This is a genomic window from Jatrophihabitans endophyticus, assembly GCF_900129455.1.
Taxonomy (GTDB): Bacteria; Actinomycetota; Actinomycetes; order Mycobacteriales; family Jatrophihabitantaceae; genus Jatrophihabitans; species Jatrophihabitans endophyticus.
This window is the reverse complement of the sequence record NZ_FQVU01000004.1, coordinates 303,579-322,065: the sequence shown is the minus strand read 5'-3', so window position 1 is coordinate 322,065 and position 18,487 is coordinate 303,579. Positions and strand designations below refer to the sequence as shown.

Genomic DNA, 18,487 nt, shown 5'->3' with positions numbered 1-18,487 from the left:
GCGGCAGGGCTCGGGGTCGCTGCGCCTGCCGGGGACTGCTGCCTCTCGGTCACCAGTTGTGGTAGACGACCTTGAGCTGGGTGTAGTGCAGCAGGCCGTGCTTGCCGTCCTCGCCGCCCAGACCCGATTCCTTCCAACCGGCGTGGTGGGCGTGCATCGCCTCGCCCGGCCCGCGGTTGATGAACATCTCGCCGAAGTCCAGCTCGCGGGCCGCCGTCATCGCCGAGGCGTAGGAGGACGTGTAGACGTAGCTGGCCAACCCGTAGCGGGTGTCGTTCGCGATCCTGAGCGCCTCGTCCAGCGAGTCGACCGGCATGATCGGGATGACCGGCCCGAACGTCTCCTCGCGCGCGACCTGCATGTCGGGCGAGACGTCGGTGAGGACGGTCGGGGCGAACCAGAACCCCTTCTCGTAGTCGGCTCCGGTCGGCGTCGACCCGCCCGTGACGACGGTGGCGCCCTCGGCGACCGCCGCCGACACGGCCGCGGAGACCTTCTCCAGCTGCGCCCGGTTGACCAGCGGGCCGAAGTCGACGTCGCCGCGGGGGTCGCCGACGCGCAGCGCCGCGGCCTTCTCGGTGAACAGCCGGGTGAACTGGTCGTACACCGGGCGCTCGACCAGGATCCGCTCGGCGGCGCCGCAGGTCTCCCCCGCGAAGCTGAACCGGGCCGCGATCAGCCCGTCCACGGCCAGCTGCAGGTCGGCGTCGGCGAGCACCAGGGCCGGCGCCTTGCCGCCGAGCTCGAGGGCGACCCGGGTGAGGTTGGCCGAGGCGTCGGCCATGATCCGCTTGCCCGTGTCGCGGTGCCCGGTGAACGTCACCAGGCTGGTGACGGGGTTGCGCACGAGCGCCTGCCCGACCGAGCCGTCCCCGGTGACGAGGCCGAGCAGGCCCGCCGGCACGTCCAGGTTCTCGTACCACAGCTGCAGCGCCATGATCGTCGCGAGCGGCGTCACCTCGCTCGGCTTGACCACGACGGCGTTGCCGGTGATCAACGCGGGGCCGAGCTTGCGGCACAGCAGCGCCAGCGGCCAGTTCCAGGCGGTGATGGCGGCGACGACGCCCATCGGCTCGCGCTGGATGTGGATCTGCTCGGTCGGGGTGTCGCTGGGCAGGATCTCGCCCTCGATCCGCAGGCCCCACTCGGCGTTGCGCTCCAGGTACTGCGCCGACAGCTCGACCTCGATGGCGGTGATCGTGCGCGTCTTGCCCGACTCCGCGGTGAGCGCGTCGGCCAACGCGTCGGTGTTGTCGCGCAGCACCGTCGCCATCTGGCGCATCAGCGTCGCGCGGGCGGTCGGCCCGGAGCGCCACCACGTGCGCTGGGCGGCCTTGGCCGCGAGCAGCACGGCGTCGACCTGCGCCGGGGTCGCGCTCGGCACGGACGCGACGACGGCCTCGTCGGCACCGTTGACGACCTTGAGCTCGGCGCCCTCGCCCGCCTCGAACGCCCCGTCGCGCGACACCGTCCGCGCGACGAGCTGCGTGTAGTCCCGGGTCGTGGCTGCTGTCTCGCTCATCGGTTCCTCCTGGTTGTCCGTGCCGTCGCGGCGGTCGTGGTGGTGGGGACGGGCCGGGCGGTCACAGCACGCCCACGCTGAACTCGGCGACCTGGTCCCAGTCGACGCGCACGCCCAGGCCGGAGCCGTCGGGTGCGCTGACGCGGCCGTCCTCGCCGACGTCGATCGAGCCGATCACCGGGTAGGAGAACGCCTCCTCCGGGACCAGCTGCTCGTAGAACTCGGTGTTCTTGATGCTCAGGGCGACGGCGAGGTTCGCCGCGTCCAGCAGCGGGTTGCCGGCGTTGGTGTGCACCTCCAGGTTCATCCCGAACGCCTCGGCCAGGGCCGCGGTCTTCTTCACCGGCGTCACCCCGCCCTTGAACGAGACGTCCGAGCGCACGATGTCGACGGCCCGCGTCGTGATCAGCTCCGGGCTCGAGAACATCGACCCCTCGTTGGTCTCCAGCGCGGCGATGGGCACCGCGAGCTCGTCCGCGAGCCACTTCAGGCCGTGGACGTCCCAGTCGTGCAGCGGCTCCTCGAACCAGTGGTAGTCGAGCTCCTGCAGCACGGCGCCGACCCGCAGTGCCTCGACCTGGCTGTAGGCGCCGACCGCGTCCACCATGAGCGCCATGTCGGGGCCGACGGCGGCGCGCACCTCGCGGCAGCAGTCGATGTCGAAGGCGACGTCACCGGTGGTGTGCAGCTTGTAGCCGGCGAAGTTGCGACGCTGGTAGAGCAGCGCCTCGTCGACGTACTCGGCGACGGTCGGATGGCTCATCGAGCTCGCGTAGGTCGGCAGGCTGGCCCGGTAGCCGCCGAGCAGCTGCCACAGCGGCAGGTCCAGCGTCCGCGCGAAGGCGTCCCACAGCGCGACGTCCACGGTGCCGATGGCGAACTGCGGCAGGAACCAGAGCCGGTTGCGCGACCACATGCCCTGCCAGATGGCCTCGAGGAAGCGCAGGTCCTTCCCGATCAGGAACGGCCGCAGCCACTTCGCGATGTAGTGCCCCAGGCCGAGGCCGCCGCCGAGGGACAGCGACTCGCCGGTCACGCCGGCCGCGGTGGTGATGCGGACGGCGACGCACTCGGTGAGCAGGTGCCCGATGGGCTCGCTGCCGATCATGGTGTCGGCCGGCGTGGTGGGGTGCGGCCGGTCGTAGACCTCCACCCGGACGTCGGCGATGCGGGTGGGCGAGAGGTCGTCGGCGGCGAGGGTGCCGACCTCGTCTACCCGCATCGGCCGGTCCGGGTCGGGGGGACGGGGGTGCTTCGGGTCATCGTCACAGCTCCGCGATCTTGTACTTCTCGACGAAGTCCCAGTCGATCCGGAGACCGAGCCCGGGGCCCTCGGGGGCGTGAGCGAACCCCTCGTGGTCGATGAAGACCGGCTCCTCGACGCCGAAGTCGTAGAGCGACTCGGGCACGAGCTGCTCGAAGAACGAGGTGTTCTTCACCGACAGCGCGACCTGCAGTCCCGCCGCGTCCATCATCGGGTTCGGGTTGGTGTGCACCTCGAAGTTGATGCCGAACGCCTCGGCGAGCGTCGCGATCTTGCGCGTGTGCCCGATGCCGTAGGTGAAGGACGGGTCACCGCGCACGATGTCGACGGCGCGCGACGAGATCAGCTCGGCCCGCGAGTAGAGCCCGCCCTCGTTGGTCTCGCCGCCGCAGATGGCGACGTCGAGGTTCTCGGCGAGCATCCGGTAGCCGTGGATGTCGTAGTCGCGCAGCGGCTCCTCGTACCAGAGGAAGTTGAGCTCGTCGAGCACGTGACCGACGCGCAGCGCCTCGTGCTGGTTGTAACCGGCGACGACGTCGATCATCAGCGGCCAGTCGTCGCCGACCGCCTCGCGCACCGCCCGGCACGCCTCGATGTCGCGGTCCGGGTCGGCCCACACGTGCAGCTTGTAGCCCTGGTAGCCGCGCTCCTTGTAGGCGAGCGCCTCCTCGACGAACTCGCCGACGTTCTCCTTGGTCATCGAGCTCGCGTAGGCAGGGATCTTGCGGCGGTAGGTGCCGAGCACCTCGTGGATGGGCGACCCGACCGACTTGGCGTAGAGGTCCCAGAGCGCGACGTCGATCGTGCCGAGCGCGAACAGCGGCGGGAACCACAGCCGGCTCATGTCCCACAGGTCCTGCCAGATCGCCTCCCGCTCCGCGGGGTCGCGGCCGATCAGCGCCGGCTTGAACGTCGACGCCAGGTAGTGCGCCATCCCCATGCCGCCGCCGAGGCTGAAGGTCTCACCGGTGACGCCCTCGTCGGTCGTGATCTGCACCGCCACGATCTCGGTCAGCAGCTTCATCGTGGACTGCCCCTTGATCATGGCGGCGCGTCCGTGCCCGGGGTCGGGTCGGCGGAAGACGGTCAGCTTGACGTCCTCGATCTTCACGAGTGGTTCCCTTTCGACATAGCGGGTGGTCAGACCTTCCAGACGCCCGATGCGGTCATGTAGATGAAGGTGGAGTTCAGCGCGCCGGCGGTGACGCCCATGTCGACGGCCACCTCGGCACCGGTGATCTGCGCGCAGTCGTCGCTCGCGAGCGTCGCGATGGCGTCGGCGACACCCTCGCTCGGCATGACGACGTCCTTGCTGTCCTCCTGCCGCATCACGGCGTCGGCACCGCGCACGTAACGGGTGAGCGCCTCGCGCGCCTGCGTGCCCGTCTCGCCGTCGACCCCGCCGAGGATCACGACCAGCGACCGGATGCCCCGGTCGGCGTACTCGATGGCCTGCGACTTGCTGAGCTGCACGAGGCCGGCCTTCGACGCGTTGTAGGCCGCCATGCGGGCGATGGGGCTGGTGGCCCCGTTGATGGACGCGACGTTGACGATCACGCCGGAGCGCTGCTCCACCATCTGGGCCAGGGCGTACTTAGAGCAGAAGAAGGCGCCCTTGAGGTTGGTGTCGATGATCGCGTCCCACCACTCCTCGGTCGCCTCGTGCGAGTCGACGAGGCCGGGGTCGCCGAGCACGCCCGCGTTGTTGACGAGGATGTCGAGGCGGCCGAACCGGTCGACGGCGCCGCGCACCATCTCCTCGCAGCTGGCCACCGAGGTGACGTCGCCGGCCACGAAGTGGTAGTTGGCCGCCAGCTCGCCGAGGTCCTCGGCGATCTTCTCCCCCAGCTCGGCGCGACGGCCGGTGCCGACGACCCGGGCGCCGCGGCGCAGGAAGTTGCGCGTCAGCGTACGGCCGTTGCCCGACGTGGCGCCGGTGATGAGGGCGACCTTGCCCTCGAGGTTGTTGGTCATGCCCGCTCCTGCGTCCGCGCGTCGAGGTGGGCGGCGAGAGAGTCCAGCCCGGTCCGGTACATGTCGTCGACGGCGGCCCGCAGCTCGTCGTCGGCGTCGAAGTGCGCCGCCCAGACGACGTGGGACCGGCCGGCCAGGTCCTGCACGGTGATCGTCGACTCGTAACCCTCGAGCGCGAGCGGCGCCTCCTCCAAGACATAGGTGTAGCTGCGGTCGGCGTCCGACCGGTGCGTGATGCGCTCCCTGGCCACGAGGCCGCCAGGCATCGTGCCGACGCGCACGTCGCCCTCCATGTGCGAGTCCTCCAGGGCGGGCAGCCATCGCGCGATCGCGCCCGGGTCGCCGACGACGTCCCAGACCTCGTCCGGCGGGGCGTCCAGCTCGATCTCGTGCCTGATGTGGTGCATGGGTCCTCCACGCTCGGGTGACTCGACGGGACGGGCGCGGGTGGCAGCGAGGCGTGACGCACTCGCTGCCACCCGGGTCGGGAGCGGCTACTTGGGCACGAGGCCCGGGTCGACCGCGGTGAAGCCACCCTCGTCGGCGCCGGTCGGCTTGAGCGTGCCGTCACCCATGGAGACCGAGAGGATGAGCTTGTTGCTGCACGCGGAGGTGCCCGGGAACACGGTGCCGCCGCAGGTGAGCTTCGGCCCGGCGAAGCCCTGGTAGTCCTTCAGCCCCTTCAGCGCCGCCATCACCGTCGCGGCGTCGATGGTCTTGAGCTTCGACGTGATCCGGACGAAGTCCATCATCGTCGCGAAGTCCTCGTAGGTGAAGAAGCCCTTCTTGTCCGACGCGATGCCCTTCGTCGCCTCGTCCATGACCTTCACGTCGGCCTGCAGGTTGGCGGGGAGGTACTTGCTCATCGCCGGGAAGAAGTTGTTCTGGTACGTGTACACGTCCTTGGAGTTCGCCCCCAGCTGCTCGACGCCCACGCAGTTGCCGGCGAGCAGGGTGCCGTTGAAGCCCGCCTGCCGCGACGAGTTGATGAACTGCTGGCACTGCGACGGCGTGGTCAGCTTGACGACGCCGAGCACCTGCGCGCCGCTGGACTGCGCGGTCGCCGCGACGACCGAGAAGTTCGGGCTCGTGTCGTTGTAGTAGATGGCGTTCATCGAGATGCCGAGCTGCTTGGCCACCGGCACCAGGAACTTGTCGGCGTAGGTGTGCTGCGCCGGCACGTCGTTCAGCCCGTACGCGATCTTGGTCTTGCCCAGCTTCTTGAACGCGACGAGCGGTGCGATGGCGTACACCGCGTTGGCCGGGCCGAGGGAGTAGTAGGTGCCCGACGTGTCGGTGTCGGCGACGGCGTTCTGCGCGACGTTGCCGAGGACCGGGATCTTCGCCGCCTTGTAGACGGGCAGGCTGTCGGCGATGCCGCGGTCGAAGCCGTCGAGCACCGCCACGACCTTCTTCTGCACGAAGTTGTTCGCGCAGGAGGTCTCCTTGGCCGCCGACGCGTCGGTGTGGCACTCCAGCGCCTGCAGCGGCCGGCCGTTGATGCCGCCGTGGTTGTTGATGTAGTCCAGGCCCGCCTTGAGTCCGGGCGCGACCTGCGGATTGGCCTCGGGGCCGCTGTCCGGGATCAGGTAACCGATCGTGACCGGGGCCCCCGTGGCCTTCTTCCCCTGTGCTGCCGGCGAACCGGCCTGCGACCCGTCGTCCCCGCTCCCGCCCCCCGAGCTGGAACAGGCCGCGAGGGCGATGGAGCTCGCGGCCAGGACCGCGGTCACCGCCCTGGTCTGCATCGATCGCTTCATGAACTCTCCTTCGAGTCGCGCCCTGTCGCGCCGGTGGCCAAGAGAAGCACCACAACCGCAACCGTCGCGCCCGCGCTCGTCGCCGCCGTTGTGTCTCTCCACAGAGCGGGTGCGTCCGCACGGTCGTCGGCGACGGCGCGCAGTGGTGGGCTGGGGACGCGCAAACGCCTAACTGACCCAGGAGCTGCGACCCTTCCGTTCGGACGGGGGCTGGTGTCACGATCTGTTCACTTCCATAACCCCACCTAGTCGAGGAGTCCGCATTGGCGCTGGCTCAGTTGTTGGGCACGTCGACCGGTGACTCGTGGAACGGGCGATATGCCCAGGTTCTCGAGGCGTTCGAGGAGGTCTCGCTGCTCTCGACGTCCGGAACCGTCGAGCTGGACGACGTCCTGCGCCTCGTCGGCCGGCGGCTGTGCGAGCTGCTCAGCTCCAACCGCTGCTCGGTCTACCTGCGGCAGAGCGACGGCACCTTCCGCGGCCAGCTCGGCTACTGCACCGACCGCGACATCGACGGCGCCGTGCGCAAGCTGGTCGCGGGCGTCGCGTCGGACCAGTTCACCGCCGAGGTCGTCAGCACCGCCAAGCCGGTGATCGTGTCCGAGGCGGTCTCCGACCCGCGGACGATCCAGCGCACGATGCGGCGGTGGGGGGTGCGCTCGATGCTCGGCGTGCCGCTGGTCGTCGACACCGACGTCATCGGCGTCATCTACGTCGACAACGAGCGGGCCCGGCGCGACTACACCGACCAGGACACGCAGGTGGCGCAGGCCTTCGCCGCGCTCGCCGCGATCGTCGTGCGGCAGAGCTGGATGCAGGCGCGGTTGCGCGACAACGCGAACGTCATCGACCGGCAGCGCACCGTGCTCAGCGAGTCCAGCCTCATCCACACCCGGGTGACGAAGGCGGTGCTCGAGGGCAGCGAGGTCTCGGAGCTCATCGCGCTGACCGCGTCGTTGCTGCGCCGCCACGTCGTGCTCTACACGCCCGAGTTCGAGGTCGACGCCTGGGCGGCCCCCGACGGCACGGTGACCGGCAGCTGCCCGGCGATGACCCGCGACCAGGCCCGCTCCGCACCCGTCCTGGAGGCCCTGCAGGGGCTGTCCGACGGCGAGCCCAGCTTCATGATCCAGCCCACCCGCGAGCTCCGGCTCCGCCGGCTGCTGGCCGCGCTGGTCGTCGACCACCACTGCGTCGGCTACCTCGAACTGTGCGAGAGCGGCACCCCGTTCACCCTGGTCGACCGGCGCGCGATCGAGCAGGCCGCGATGGCGCTGGCCCTGCGCATGCTCGCCCGGCACCGCAGCGAGGCGCTCGACCGCCAGGAGCGCGAGCTGTACTTCTCCGACCTGCTCTACGGCCGGCGCGACACCACCGACCTGATCGCCCGCGCCGGCGATTTCGGGGTCGACGCCGCGCAGTGGCACACCGTCCTGCTGCTGCAGTACCAGCGCCGCGCGTCGAGCGCGCGGCCGCACGTCGGCACCGACCGGACGGCGCTGGTCGACCTCGTCGGCGCGGCGCTGCCGGCCGGGTCGAAGGTCGTGGCCAGCACCGGCATCCCGGGTGCGGAGCTCGTCCTGGTCGAGACCGCCCCGGGCGACCAGCAGGTCGACGCCGTCGACGGCCTGCTCACCGAGTCCGTCGCCGCCGTGCTCGACGGGCTGGCCGAGCGCTTCGACGCGCACTTCTGCGTCGTGTCCGACATCTGCCGCGAGCTCGCCGACGTCGCGGCGTCCGCGCGCCGCTCGCGACAGCTCGCCGGCTCCCTGGGCAAGAGCGTCGTCCGGCCCCGCGTCGTCCCGGCCCGTAGCTTCGACCTCGTCCGGCTCATCGGGCAGCGCACCGGGATCGTCGGGGCGGTCGAGTACGCCGAAGACGTTCTCGCGCCGATCGCCGAGTACGACCGTTCCCACGGCACCGAGCTCGAACGCACGCTGTGCACCTTCGTGAAGTGCGACGCGCAGCTGCGCCGGACCGCCGTGCAGCTGGGGGTGCACGACAACACCGTCCGCTACCGGCTGGGCAAGGTGCGCGAGATCGCCGGCATCAAGGCCGAGCGCCTCGAATCCCTCGCGCAGGTGCTGCTCGCGACGCAGATCCGCGATCTGGTCGAGACGTCCGGGGCCGGCGCCGGCTGACCCGCACGTGGTCGAGTCGATCTTGCCGACCGCCCGGTTGTGGCAATCGACAAGGGGCTCCCCGGCCGGCGTCAGTTTCTGGTGATCGCTGGTCCACAGTGGGCCCATGAGCGCGTCGGCGGACGAGATCGCGAACATGTTCGTGCGGTCGCGGAGCACCGGGCGACCGGTGAAGCCGCCCCACTGCGAGAGGTCCTATGACCTGCAGGGTGCGTACTACGTGCAGCGCCGGTTCGTGGACGCCTACGTCCGCACGGGCGAGCGCAGCGTGGCCGGGTACAAGCTGTCGGCGACGAGCCCGGCGAGCCAGGCCGCGCTCGGCATCCCCGAGCCGCTGATCGGCGCACTGTTCTCCGACGAGGTGCTCGCGAGCGGGTCGCAGGTCGACACCAGCGTGTTCCACTGCCCCATGGCCGAGGCCGAGGTGGCCTTCGTCGTCCTGCAGGACCTGCCGGAGCTCTGCAGCCGGGAGCTGGTGCTGGAGAGCACGGCCCTCGTGCCCGCCATCGAGCTGGCCGACTCGCGGATGACCGGTTGGCCGCAGGCCATGACGTCGTTCTCGCCGCAGGACATCGTCGCCGACAACGCGTTCAGCGGTCGGCTCGTCGTCGGGGCGCAGGTGAGCCCCCGCGACATCGACGTCACGCGCATCGCCGTCGACCTCACCTACGGCGAGGAGGTCAACTCCAGCTCGGTGCCGGCGGTCATCCGGGTCGACCCGGTGAGCCTGATCGGCTGGCTGTCGCGCGGCGTGCACCGGGTGAGCGGCCGGCTGCGCGAGGGCATGGTCATCGCCTCGGGGGCGGTGGCGGGGCCCGTGCCCGTCACCGACGGCGTCGTCGCCGCCGACTTCGGGCCGCTGGGGACGGTGTCGGCGGTGCTGTCCGCCGGCCCCCCGGCCTGATGCCGGACGCGGTGCCGACGACGTCGTTGTGGCATCGCACATCCCGCCCCGTCGCCACCCTGGACAAGCCCGCCACCGAACTTCCAGTGTTCGTCCGAGCACCGATGCCGCATCCGAGAGGACCCTGCACATGAAGACCCGCGCCGCCGTCCTGTACGACTTCGACAAGCCGCTCCGCGTCGAGGAGCTCGAGCTGGACGAGCCCAAGGCCAACGAGGTGCTCGTCCGCATGATGGCCAACGGCATCTGCGGCTCGGACCTGCACGCCATCAAGGCCGAGCTCCCGGTCTCGCTGCCCATGGCCCTCGGCCACGAGGGCGCCGGCATCGTCGAGAAGGTCGGCTCCGCCGTCACCAAGGTCAAGCCCGGCGACCACGTCATCACCGTCTACAACCCGTTCTGCAACGCCTGCGAGTACTGCCTCACCGGCACCCCGTACCTGTGTGCCAACTGGTCGGCCGGAACGCTGGAAGGCATCCTGCCCGGCGGTGACTTCCGCATGCGCAACGCCAACGGCGACGGCATCCGGCAGTGGTGTTACCTCGGCACGCTGAGCGAGCACGCCGTGCTGTCGGAGATGTCGGTCATCAAGGTCGACGACGACCTGCCGTTCGCGCCGATCTCGCTGGTCGCCTGCGGTGGCGCGACGGGCTTCGGCGCGCCGTTCAACCGGGCGAAGGTGCAGCCCGGCCAGTCCGTGCTCGTCCTCGGCTGCGGCGGCGTCGGCTCGTTCGCCCTGCAGGGCGCCCGCGTCGCCGGCGCGACGACGATCATCGCCGCCGACCGCAACGACTTCAAGCTCGAGCAGGCCAAGCTGCACTTCGGCGCCACGCACACCATCAACACCGAGCGCGAGGACGTCGTCCAGCGGTGCAAGGAGCTGACCCGCGACGGTCAGGGCGTCAACCACGCCTTCGAGGTGATCTCCACCCCGGAGACCATCGGGCAGGCCATCGAGGCCACCGCCAAGGCGGGCACCACGACGATCATCGGCATGATGCAGATGGATCACGTCGGCGTGCCGATGAACCCGACGATGTTCGTCGCCCTGCACAAGACCCTCTACGGCTCGCTCTACGGCGCGAGCATCCCGCAGGCGGACTTCGCCCGGTACTTCGACATGTACCGCAGCGGGCAGCTCAAGCTCGACGAGGCCATCACCCGCGAGTACACGCTCGACCAGGTCAACGACGCGTTCGCCGACGTCGTGAACGGCACCAACCTGCGCGGCGTCGTCCGCTTCGACTGACCGCTCCCGCCCCCGCACTCGTGGCGGCCGGTCCCGGTGCACCCGGAGCCGGCCGCCACGAGTTTTTCTCAGCGGCGCAGGGCGCGGCGCGCGAGCCAGTTGCCGAGGAACTGGCCGGCCTGCACGATGACGACGATCGTCGCGACGCTCGCGTAGACGGTGAACCAGTTGTAGCGCTGCGAGCCGTAGGTGATGGCGAAGTCGCCCAGGCCGCCGCCGCCGAAGAGCCCCGCCTGGGCCGACATGTCGACCACGGCCACGAAGATGAACGTGTAGCCGAGGACGATCGGGCCGAGCGCCTCGGGCACCAGCACGGTGAGCAGGATGCCGATGGGGCGCGCGCCCGCGGCCCGTGCCGCCTCGATGACCCCCGGCTCGACGGTGAGCAGGTTCTGCTCGACGATGCGGCTCACCGCGAACGCCGCCGCCAGCGACAGCGCGAAGGTCACCGCGTTGGTGCCGATCGTCGTCCCGATCGTGCGGAGCATGAGCGGCTGGATCGCGGTCAGGAAGATGACGAACGGGATCGGACGCACCAGGTTCACGAGCAGGTTGACGACGACGAACACCGCCCGGTTGCCCAGCAGGTTGCCGGGCCGGGTGGCGTAGAGCGTCAGCCCGAGCCCCAGCCCCAGCAGGCCGCCGACGACGACCGAGACCGTGACGATGTAGAACGTCTGCCCGATCGCGGTACGGAAGACGGCGAGGTTGTCCAGGAACTCGTCCACGTCAGGGCTCTTCGGTCACGTCGACCCCGCGGTCGCGCAGCTCGGCGAGCAGGCCGTCGACCGCGGCGTCGTCGCCGGTGAGTTCGTAGGTCAGGCTGCCGACCGGGCGATCCTGCAGCTCGCTGATGCCGCCGAACACGATCTCGGCGACGACGCCGTGGGCGAGGAACGACCGCGCCAGTGTGGTCTGCAGCCCGGCCTGGTCGCGCACGCGGACGGTGACGATGCGCCCGGGGTGGGTGAGCCGGAGGCGTTCGAGCGTCGCGGTCGACGGCCGGTCCTGCAGCGCGGTGGCCACGAACCGGGCCGCCGCCGTCGTCTGCGGGCGGGAGAACACGTCGTAGACGGTGCCGACCTCGGCGACGCGGCCGTCGTCCAGGACGGCCACGCGGTCGGCGATGGCCCGGATGACGTCCATCTCGTGGGTGATGATCACGACGGTCACACCGAGCTCGCGGTTGACGCGACGCAGCAGGCCGAGCACCTCGCGGGTGGTCTCGGGATCGAGCGCGCTCGTCGCCTCGTCCGCGAGCAGCAACGACGGCTCGGTCGCCAGCGCACGGGCGATGCCGACGCGCTGCTTCTGCCCGCCGGAGAGCTGCTCGGGGTGATCGTGGGCGCGGGCGAGCAGTCCGACGAAGTCGAGCAGCTCGGCCACCCTGCGGTCCCGCTCGGGTTGGCGTACGCCGGCGACTTTGAGCGGATACGCGACATTTCCCGCGACCGTGCGCGAGCGGAACAGGTTGAACTGCTGGAAGATCATGCCGATGTCGCGGACGGCGGCGCGCTGCTCGGCGCCGCGCAGCGACGTGAGGTCGTGTCCGGCGACGACGACCCGTCCGGACGTCGGCGTCTCCAACCCGTTGATCATCCGCACGAGCGTGCTCTTGCCGGCGCCGGACTGGCCGACGATGCCGAACACCTCGCCGCGCCGGACGTCGAGGTCCACGCCGGCCAGCGCGGTCGCCGACTCGTCCCGGCGCCCCCGCCCGGGGAAGGTCTTCGTCACGTCGGCCAGCCGGACGTGCACCGCGGCTGTCTCGGCCATGCTCATCCTCTCTCGCGACGCAGGCCCGACGGCTCCGCCGGAACCGCCGGACCTGCGTGCGTGTCGGCCCTACTTGCTCGCGCTGCGCGCCTGGCCCTCGACCGTCTTCAGCTCGGCCTGCAGCCGGGCCGGCGCGACCGTACGGAACACCGCCGTGCCACCGTTCGCCTCCTGCACGCCCTTGCGCACGGCCGGGTCGCGGTACAGCGCCGCGAGCTTCAGGTACGTCGGGTCGGCCTTGTCCTCGGCGCGGGCGACGAAGATGTTCACGTACGGCGCGGCGCTCGAGCTGGCCGGGTCGTCGTGGAAGATCGCGTCCGTCTTCGCCAGCTTGGCCGCCGTGGCGTAGTTGTTGTTGACGACGGCCGCCGCCGCCGAGCCGTTCTGCAGCGCGGTGGCCGTCTGCGACGCGTCGAGGGGGGTCACGTCGACCTTGTGCGTCTGGATGTCGGACACGCTGGAGAACGCCGTGCCCCCGTCCTTCAGGGTGAGCAGCTTCGCGGCCTGCAGCACGAGCAGCCCGCGCGCCTCGTTGATCGCGTCGTTGGGGATGACGACCTTGGCGCCGGCCGGGATGTCGGCGGGCTCGTCGTACTTGGTGGCGTACAGCGGCAGCGGGTAGACGGCCGTGGCCCCGATCGGCTGCAACGTGTCCTTGGCGGTGACGTTGTAGTTCGCGAGGTACTGGATGTGCTGGAACTCGTTGAGGTCCAGCTGCTTCTGGCGCAGCGCGGGGTTCGGTTGGCTGTAGTCGCTGAAGTTGACCAGCTTCACCGTGATGTCGAGCTTGTCCTTCGCGAGCGTGGTGAAGGTCTTCCAGTAGGGCTCGGACGCGTCGGTGACGCCGAGGCGCACGGTGCGGCCGTCGCTGTCGTCGTCGCCACCGTTCAGCGCGACCACGAGGCCGACGACGAGCGCGGCGACGACCACCGCCGCCCCGACGACGACGGCCGGCAGCCGGCTGCGGCGCCGCGCGGGCAGCTGCGGCTCGGCGGACGCACCGGGAGTGGAGTTGGAGTTGGACATGTCGGGTTCCTCGTTTCGTTCTGTCTCACGCGCGCGCCGTCGGTGGGCGAGCGGACGCGCGGGCAGCCACGGACGCGTCTCGTGGCTGACTGGAGCTGGCTGGGTTGACGGGGCTGACCGAGGGCGGACGGCGGGTGCGCGTCCCGGGAGGCGGGCCGGCCGGTCGGCGGCCGCCGTCCTCAGGTCGGGAGCGTCGCTCGTCGCCCGGGGACGCGTGACCGCGTGACGGTGCCCGCGCCGGTACAGGACGACCGCGCCACGGGCGGCCGGTAGCAGCCGTCGGCCGGCAGCGCGCACGTCACCGTGCCACCCGACGTCATAAGCTTTCCTACCGACACAGTGGGGAAGACTAGCGGAGTCGCGGCGGCCGACCAGACCCGGGTGTCGCGAGGTGCCGTGGGTTACTCCCGCCCGCCGACGGCAGGGCCGGGACCGGCCGGGACCGGCCGAGCAGGCATCATGGCGACTCGTGCGGATCCTCGTCGACGAGTGGGAGCTCGGCGACTGGTCGAGCGAGGACGCCGTCGTGCTGCGCGTCGGCGACGACTTCGACCGCGGCGCGTCCGACTTCCGGGCCGAGTCGCCCGACGAGGAGTTCCGCGCCGCGCTGGGCGCCGAGCTCTTCGACTCGATCGACGCGCAGACCTACGGCAACGGTCCCGGTCGCCGGTGTCGCGTCCGCGGCCGCATCACCGCGATCGGTGCCGTGCTCGAGCGGCAGACCCGGCGCCCCGACGGAAGTCTGCGCATCGAGTGCCGCACGCGGGACGTCGCCGCCACCGAGGACGGCGCCGGCCGCTCGACGGGCCACCGGTTCCTCGTCGACGTGGCGGTACGCCCCTGACGGACCGCAGCCGGCGGCGGGATCGACAGCTCGCGGTCGGCCCCGGCGTCACGATGTGTCGACACAGCGACAGGGCGCCCGGGTGGTCGACGAGCGGTCACCGACCGCCCGACAGCACGAGCCGGCACCCCTCGCACGTGACCACCCGCCGGGCCAGCTGCAGGTCGGCGGCCACGGTCTCGGTGAGCACCACGCCGCAGAGCGCCTCCAAGCCGGTCAGCAACGGCACCAGGCTGGCATGGCGGACCGGGCGCGCACGGTCGGCGTACCCGACGTAGACCGCGCTCCCCGCCGCCGCGGAGACCCGCGGAACCGGTGTCGGCTCGTCCTCCAGCGGGCCCGACAGGATCGCCGACGACATCTCGGCGGTCAGTCCCACGCGAGCGGGACGTCCAGCGGCGACAGCATGGAGCCCGCTCCGCGCTCTTCCAGCACCCCGTCGGCGTCGAGCCGGAAGTGCGGGATGACGGCCAGCCACTCCTCGGTCGCGATTCGCATGGAGGTGCGGGCGAGATGCATCCCGAGGCAGCGGTGCGGGCCGAGGGCGAACGTCGCGTGCTGGTTCTTCTTCCGGTCGACGACGAACTCGTTCGCGCGCTCGTAGACGTTCGGGTCCCGGTTGGCCGCACTGGTCACGGCCCACACCATGTCGCCCTCCTTGAGCTCCACGCCGTGGAACTCGGTGTCCTGGGTGACCTTGCGACCGTCACCCATCAGGATCGGGAAGAAGCGCAGCCCCTCCTCGATCGCCAGCGGGACGACCTCGGGATCGTCGAGGAGCCGACGCCGGTCACCGGCGTTCCCGGCGAGATGACGGAACAGGTAGCTCAACTGGCTGCTGGTGGTGTCGAGCCCGCCGATGATGGCGAGCAGCAGCAGGTCGACGAGCTCCTGGTCGCTGAAGGGGCGATCCGTCTCCTGCGAGTCGTACATCAGCCGCGAGGCGAAGTCGCCCTCACGCGCCCCGCCCCAGGTCCGTCGTTCCGCGACGGCGATCTGCAGGTACTCGGTCAGGCCCGCGACGGCGTTGCCCATCGCCTCCTGGGCGTTCGGGTCGCCGCCGTAGCCGGAGAAGAAGTCGTCCACCCAGGCGCGCAGCTTGGGGGTGTCCTCGGTGGGCATGCCGGTGAACTGCAGGTAGAGCTCGGTCGTGTACTCGAGGGCGAAGTCGACCGGGAAGTTGCAGCGCTTGCGTGGCTCGATCTCGGCGACCCGTCGCCTGGCGATCGCGCGGATGGCGTCCTCGTGGCGGCGCACGTTCTCGGCGGTGAACCACGGGTTCAGCAGCCGCCGGTAGCGCAGGTGCTCCTGGCCGTCGATCATCGTCGGCACGGTGACGTAGGCCGGGTCCGGGTCCCACGGGGTGATCGACCGGCTGGAGAAGAGCTGCGGGTAGCGGAAGATGTCCCGCACGGCCGCGTTGCTGGTGAACATCCACCAGCCCTGAGCCTGGTCGTTCCAGTGCACCCCGCCCTGCTCGCGCAGCCGGTCCGCCAGGGCCCAGTGGGCACCCTGCGTGCGGGGCGCGGAGAACTCCTCGTGGATGACGGGGCAGCCGCGCGTGGCGGCCGCCGGGGCCGATCCGGTCGAGTCGTCCAGCACTCCGGTCATGGCGTCTCTCCTCTACTAACCGTGCGTACGGTCAAAACGGTAGGTGACGCAGGACACGGAGGTCAACCGCCAGTTTCGATCGATCTCCGCGACGGCGGGACGCGGGCGTCGCCGAACGCCCGGACCGCCTGCGCGCGGCGCGGGAACGGCCCGGAGGGTGCCGGAACTCAGCTGTCGAGCTGCTCGACGACGGCCTCGACCGACGCCACGATGCTCGCGACGTCGACCTTCTTGGGGCCCCGCGACGTCCGCAGACCCGACAGCAGGCTGGTGGTCCACGCCTCGACGACGTCGACGACCGAGTACTGCGGCCGAGAGCCCCACCACGTCCACGACCAGTTGCACATTCCGAATATCTGCAGCGTCACCAGGTCGACGTCGACGTCCTTGAACTCGCCGGACTCGACGCCGTCGCTGAGCACGCCGCGGACCAGCTTGGTGTAGGCCGACCGCATGTGACGGACGTCGGCCATGAGGTCCATGGTGGCGAAGCGGGCGATCTCGCGGGCGAAGGTGACCGTCGCGTCCCGATCGTCGCGCTGCGCGACCAGCAACTGTGCGATCAACGCGGTCAGCCGAGCGGCGGCGCCGGTCGTGGCGGCGAGGATCTGCTCGGCCTCGCGCAGCCGCCGGTCCATGTACTCGCGGTGGACGGCTTCGAGGAGGCGCTCCTTCGTGCCGTAGTGGTGGACGATGGTGCCCTTGCTGATGCCGAGCTCCTCGGCGATCTCGCGGAACGACGTCTCGTCGTAGCCCGAGTTGGCCACCGAGCCCGCAAAGGTGCGCAGGATGTCACTCTTGCTCGACTGAGCCGTTCTGGGCACGGCCGGCTCCTTCCGGCTCGCCCACCGGTGCAGGCGATGCACGGTCCGTCGTCTCGCAGCCGGCGGCGGATTCGCCGGGCTGATTGCACCGGAGCATGCCACAGCTCGGCGACGAGGTGATCATCCGTAGCCGAGCAGTGCGCATCGCGGCGGGGTGGCCGCCGGTGCCCACCGCGACGGGCACCGGCGGACGGTCAGCCGCGCGTGACGTCGCGCGCGTCGAGCCGGACCAGGTTCGGCACGCCGTCGTAGTACTTCTGGAACGCCTCCACGTCGCCCTGCTCGGCCCGCCACGCGCCGTAGGCCTGGAAGCGCTCCAGCGACGTCCAGCCCTCGATGCAGACGACGCGGGCCTCGTTGTCGTCGGCGGTGTACACATCGACGTATTCGCACCCCTCGAACGCCCGCGAGTCGGGCAGGTTCTCGTCGAAGCGCTGCAGGAACTCGTCCAGAAGCTCGGGCTTGATCGTCATGTCGAGGATGACGGTGATGGACATGGTGTCTCCCTGTGGGTGGATCCGTGATCGTTGGTCGATGTCAGGCGCGCGTCACCGCAGGTCGACGAGCACCTTGCCGACGGTGCGGCCGGCGAGTGCGTCGATGAGCGCCTGCGGAGCGTTCTCGAGACCGGTGGTGACCGTCTCGCGGTAGTCGAGCCTCCCCTCGGCCAGCCAGCCGCGGACGAGGTCGCGGTACTCCGCCATGTGCTGCGCGTACTGCACGGCGAGGAACCCGGTCATCGTGATGCCCTTGGAGACCATGGCGAACAGGTTCGTGGGCCCGGGCGGCGGCTCGGCCGCGTTGTAGGACGAGACCAGCCCGCAGAGGGCGATGCGGCCGCCGGGACGCAGCGCGTCGAGGGCCGCCGTCAGGTGCTCGCCGCCGACGTTCTCGAAGTACACGTCGATGCCGTCGGGCGCGGCCTTGCCGAGCAGCTCGCCGACCGGCCCGTCGTGGTAGTCGAACGCCTCGTCGGCGCCCAGGACGTCGCGCAGGTAGGCGACCTTGTCCGCGGAGCCGGCACTCGCCACGACCCGGCTGCCGTTGAGCTTCGCGATCTGCACGGCGAGACTGCCGACGGCACCACCCGCGGCCGACACCCACACCGTCTCGTCCCGCTCCAGGCCGCCGACGAGGTAGAGCCCGACGTAGGCGGTGAACCCGACCAGGCTGAGCAGGCCGAGGTAGCTCTGCGGCGGCAGCGGCTCGTCGGCGGGGATCTTCGCGACGCGGTGCCCCGGCGTGTCCGGGCGGGGGCGGGCGTAGTCGCGCCATCCCTGCGAGTGCACGACGAGATCGCCGGGCTCGTACCCCGCGACGGTCGAGGCGAGGACCTCGCCGACGGCCATGCCGTCCAGGGCCTGGCCGATCTCGTAGTTGGGCACCGCGCCGATGGACCCGCCGCTGCCCCCCATCCGCACGCGCATCGCGGGGTCGAGCGACATCCACTGGTTGCGGACCAGCAGCTCGCCCTCCACCGGCTCGCCGACCTCGACGTCGGCGATCAGGAAGGAGTCGGGGCCCGGCACCCCCCGTGGCACCTTGTGCAGCCGCACCTCGCGTCCGCGGTGTGTCATCTGTCTTCCTCTCCT

The 18,487-nt window shown here is 70.7% G+C and carries 18 protein-coding genes; 4 read left to right on the top strand and 14 right to left on the bottom strand.

Features of this window, described 5'->3' with window-relative positions; genetic code table 11:
* Positions 1 to 49: 49 nt before the first annotated feature.
* The 6 genes from BUE29_RS16095 to BUE29_RS16070 all read right to left on the bottom strand — a co-directional run bounded on the left by BUE29_RS16095 (position 50) and on the right by BUE29_RS16070 (position 6,520).
* Complete coding sequence (locus BUE29_RS16095; RefSeq protein WP_084181246.1) at positions 50 to 1,522, bottom strand: aldehyde dehydrogenase family protein; 1,473 nt, start codon at positions 1,520 to 1,522, stop codon at positions 50 to 52.
* A 61-nt stretch (positions 1,523 to 1,583) separates the two neighbouring features.
* Positions 1,584 to 2,744 carry an enolase C-terminal domain-like protein gene (locus tag BUE29_RS16090; protein ID WP_073391441.1) on the bottom strand — a complete coding sequence of 387 codons (1,161 nt, stop codon included), beginning with the start codon at positions 2,742 to 2,744 and terminating at the stop codon, positions 1,584 to 1,586.
* Positions 2,745 to 2,787: 43 nt separating this feature from the next.
* Complete coding sequence (locus tag BUE29_RS16085) at positions 2,788 to 3,897, bottom strand: enolase C-terminal domain-like protein (RefSeq protein WP_073391440.1); 1,110 nt, start codon at positions 3,895 to 3,897, stop codon at positions 2,788 to 2,790.
* Between the two features lie 29 nt (positions 3,898 to 3,926).
* Complete coding sequence (locus tag BUE29_RS16080; protein ID WP_073391439.1) at positions 3,927 to 4,760, bottom strand: SDR family NAD(P)-dependent oxidoreductase; 834 nt, start codon at positions 4,758 to 4,760, stop codon at positions 3,927 to 3,929.
* Positions 4,757 to 5,167, bottom strand: coding sequence for an SRPBCC family protein (locus BUE29_RS16075; RefSeq protein WP_073391438.1), 411 nt, complete (start codon positions 5,165 to 5,167; stop codon positions 4,757 to 4,759). The genes BUE29_RS16080 and BUE29_RS16075 overlap by 4 nt, the downstream gene beginning before the upstream one ends.
* A gap of 87 nt (positions 5,168 to 5,254) precedes the next feature.
* The gene (locus tag BUE29_RS16070; RefSeq protein WP_073391437.1) at positions 5,255 to 6,520 is read right to left on the bottom strand and encodes an ABC transporter substrate-binding protein; all 1,266 of its coding nucleotides are present in this window, start codon (positions 6,518 to 6,520) and stop codon (positions 5,255 to 5,257) included.
* A 263-nt stretch (positions 6,521 to 6,783) separates the two neighbouring features.
* On the opposite strand from BUE29_RS16070, the gene BUE29_RS16065 reads away from it, so the two are divergent.
* The 3 genes from BUE29_RS16065 to BUE29_RS16055 all read left to right on the top strand — a co-directional run bounded on the left by BUE29_RS16065 (position 6,784) and on the right by BUE29_RS16055 (position 10,814).
* Entirely contained in the window at positions 6,784 to 8,661 is a 1,878-nt protein-coding gene (locus BUE29_RS16065; protein WP_084181244.1) for a helix-turn-helix domain-containing protein, read from the top strand.
* Positions 8,662 to 8,767: 106 nt separating this feature from the next.
* On the top strand, positions 8,768 to 9,565 hold the full coding sequence (locus BUE29_RS16060; protein WP_073391435.1) for a 2-keto-4-pentenoate hydratase: 798 nt from the start codon (positions 8,768 to 8,770) through the stop codon (positions 9,563 to 9,565).
* A gap of 130 nt (positions 9,566 to 9,695) precedes the next feature.
* Positions 9,696 to 10,814, top strand: coding sequence for a Zn-dependent alcohol dehydrogenase (locus BUE29_RS16055; RefSeq protein ID WP_073391434.1), 1,119 nt, complete (start codon positions 9,696 to 9,698; stop codon positions 10,812 to 10,814).
* 68 nt (positions 10,815 to 10,882) lie between these two features.
* Here BUE29_RS16055 and BUE29_RS16050 read toward each other — a convergent pair whose 3' ends face one another.
* The 3 genes from BUE29_RS16050 to BUE29_RS16040 form a co-directional block, all read right to left on the bottom strand.
* Positions 10,883 to 11,542 (bottom strand): methionine ABC transporter permease, encoded by a 660-nt coding sequence (locus BUE29_RS16050; protein WP_073391433.1) that lies wholly within the window; start codon positions 11,540 to 11,542, stop codon positions 10,883 to 10,885.
* 1 nt (position 11,543) lies between these two features.
* Positions 11,544 to 12,590 carry a methionine ABC transporter ATP-binding protein gene (locus tag BUE29_RS16045; protein ID WP_073391576.1) on the bottom strand — a complete coding sequence of 349 codons (1,047 nt, stop codon included), beginning with the start codon at positions 12,588 to 12,590 and terminating at the stop codon, positions 11,544 to 11,546.
* A gap of 69 nt (positions 12,591 to 12,659) precedes the next feature.
* A complete protein-coding gene (locus BUE29_RS16040) occupies positions 12,660 to 13,616 on the bottom strand; it encodes a MetQ/NlpA family ABC transporter substrate-binding protein (protein WP_073391432.1) in 957 nt (318 codons plus the stop codon).
* A 469-nt stretch (positions 13,617 to 14,085) separates the two neighbouring features.
* Between BUE29_RS16040 and BUE29_RS16035 the strand changes: the two genes are divergently transcribed.
* On the top strand, positions 14,086 to 14,460 hold the full coding sequence (locus BUE29_RS16035) for a hypothetical protein (RefSeq protein ID WP_073391431.1): 375 nt from the start codon (positions 14,086 to 14,088) through the stop codon (positions 14,458 to 14,460).
* 97 nt (positions 14,461 to 14,557) lie between these two features.
* Here the strand turns inward: BUE29_RS16035 and BUE29_RS16030 are convergent, their stop codons facing one another.
* The 5 genes from BUE29_RS16030 to BUE29_RS16010 form a co-directional block, all read right to left on the bottom strand.
* Complete coding sequence (locus tag BUE29_RS16030) at positions 14,558 to 14,839, bottom strand: hypothetical protein (RefSeq protein WP_073391430.1); 282 nt, start codon at positions 14,837 to 14,839, stop codon at positions 14,558 to 14,560.
* Entirely contained in the window at positions 14,830 to 16,071 is a 1,242-nt protein-coding gene (locus tag BUE29_RS16025) for a cytochrome P450 (protein ID WP_073391429.1), read from the bottom strand. Before BUE29_RS16025 ends, BUE29_RS16030 begins: the two co-directional genes overlap by 10 nt.
* A gap of 167 nt (positions 16,072 to 16,238) precedes the next feature.
* Complete coding sequence (locus tag BUE29_RS16020; RefSeq protein WP_073391575.1) at positions 16,239 to 16,895, bottom strand: TetR/AcrR family transcriptional regulator; 657 nt, start codon at positions 16,893 to 16,895, stop codon at positions 16,239 to 16,241.
* Between the two features lie 194 nt (positions 16,896 to 17,089).
* Positions 17,090 to 17,392: a putative quinol monooxygenase gene (locus tag BUE29_RS16015; RefSeq protein WP_073391428.1), complete on the bottom strand. Its 303-nt coding sequence runs from the start codon at positions 17,390 to 17,392 to the stop codon at positions 17,090 to 17,092.
* A gap of 51 nt (positions 17,393 to 17,443) precedes the next feature.
* Entirely contained in the window at positions 17,444 to 18,472 is a 1,029-nt protein-coding gene (locus BUE29_RS16010) for an NADP-dependent oxidoreductase (RefSeq protein WP_073391427.1), read from the bottom strand.
* Positions 18,473 to 18,487 lie beyond the last annotated feature (15 nt).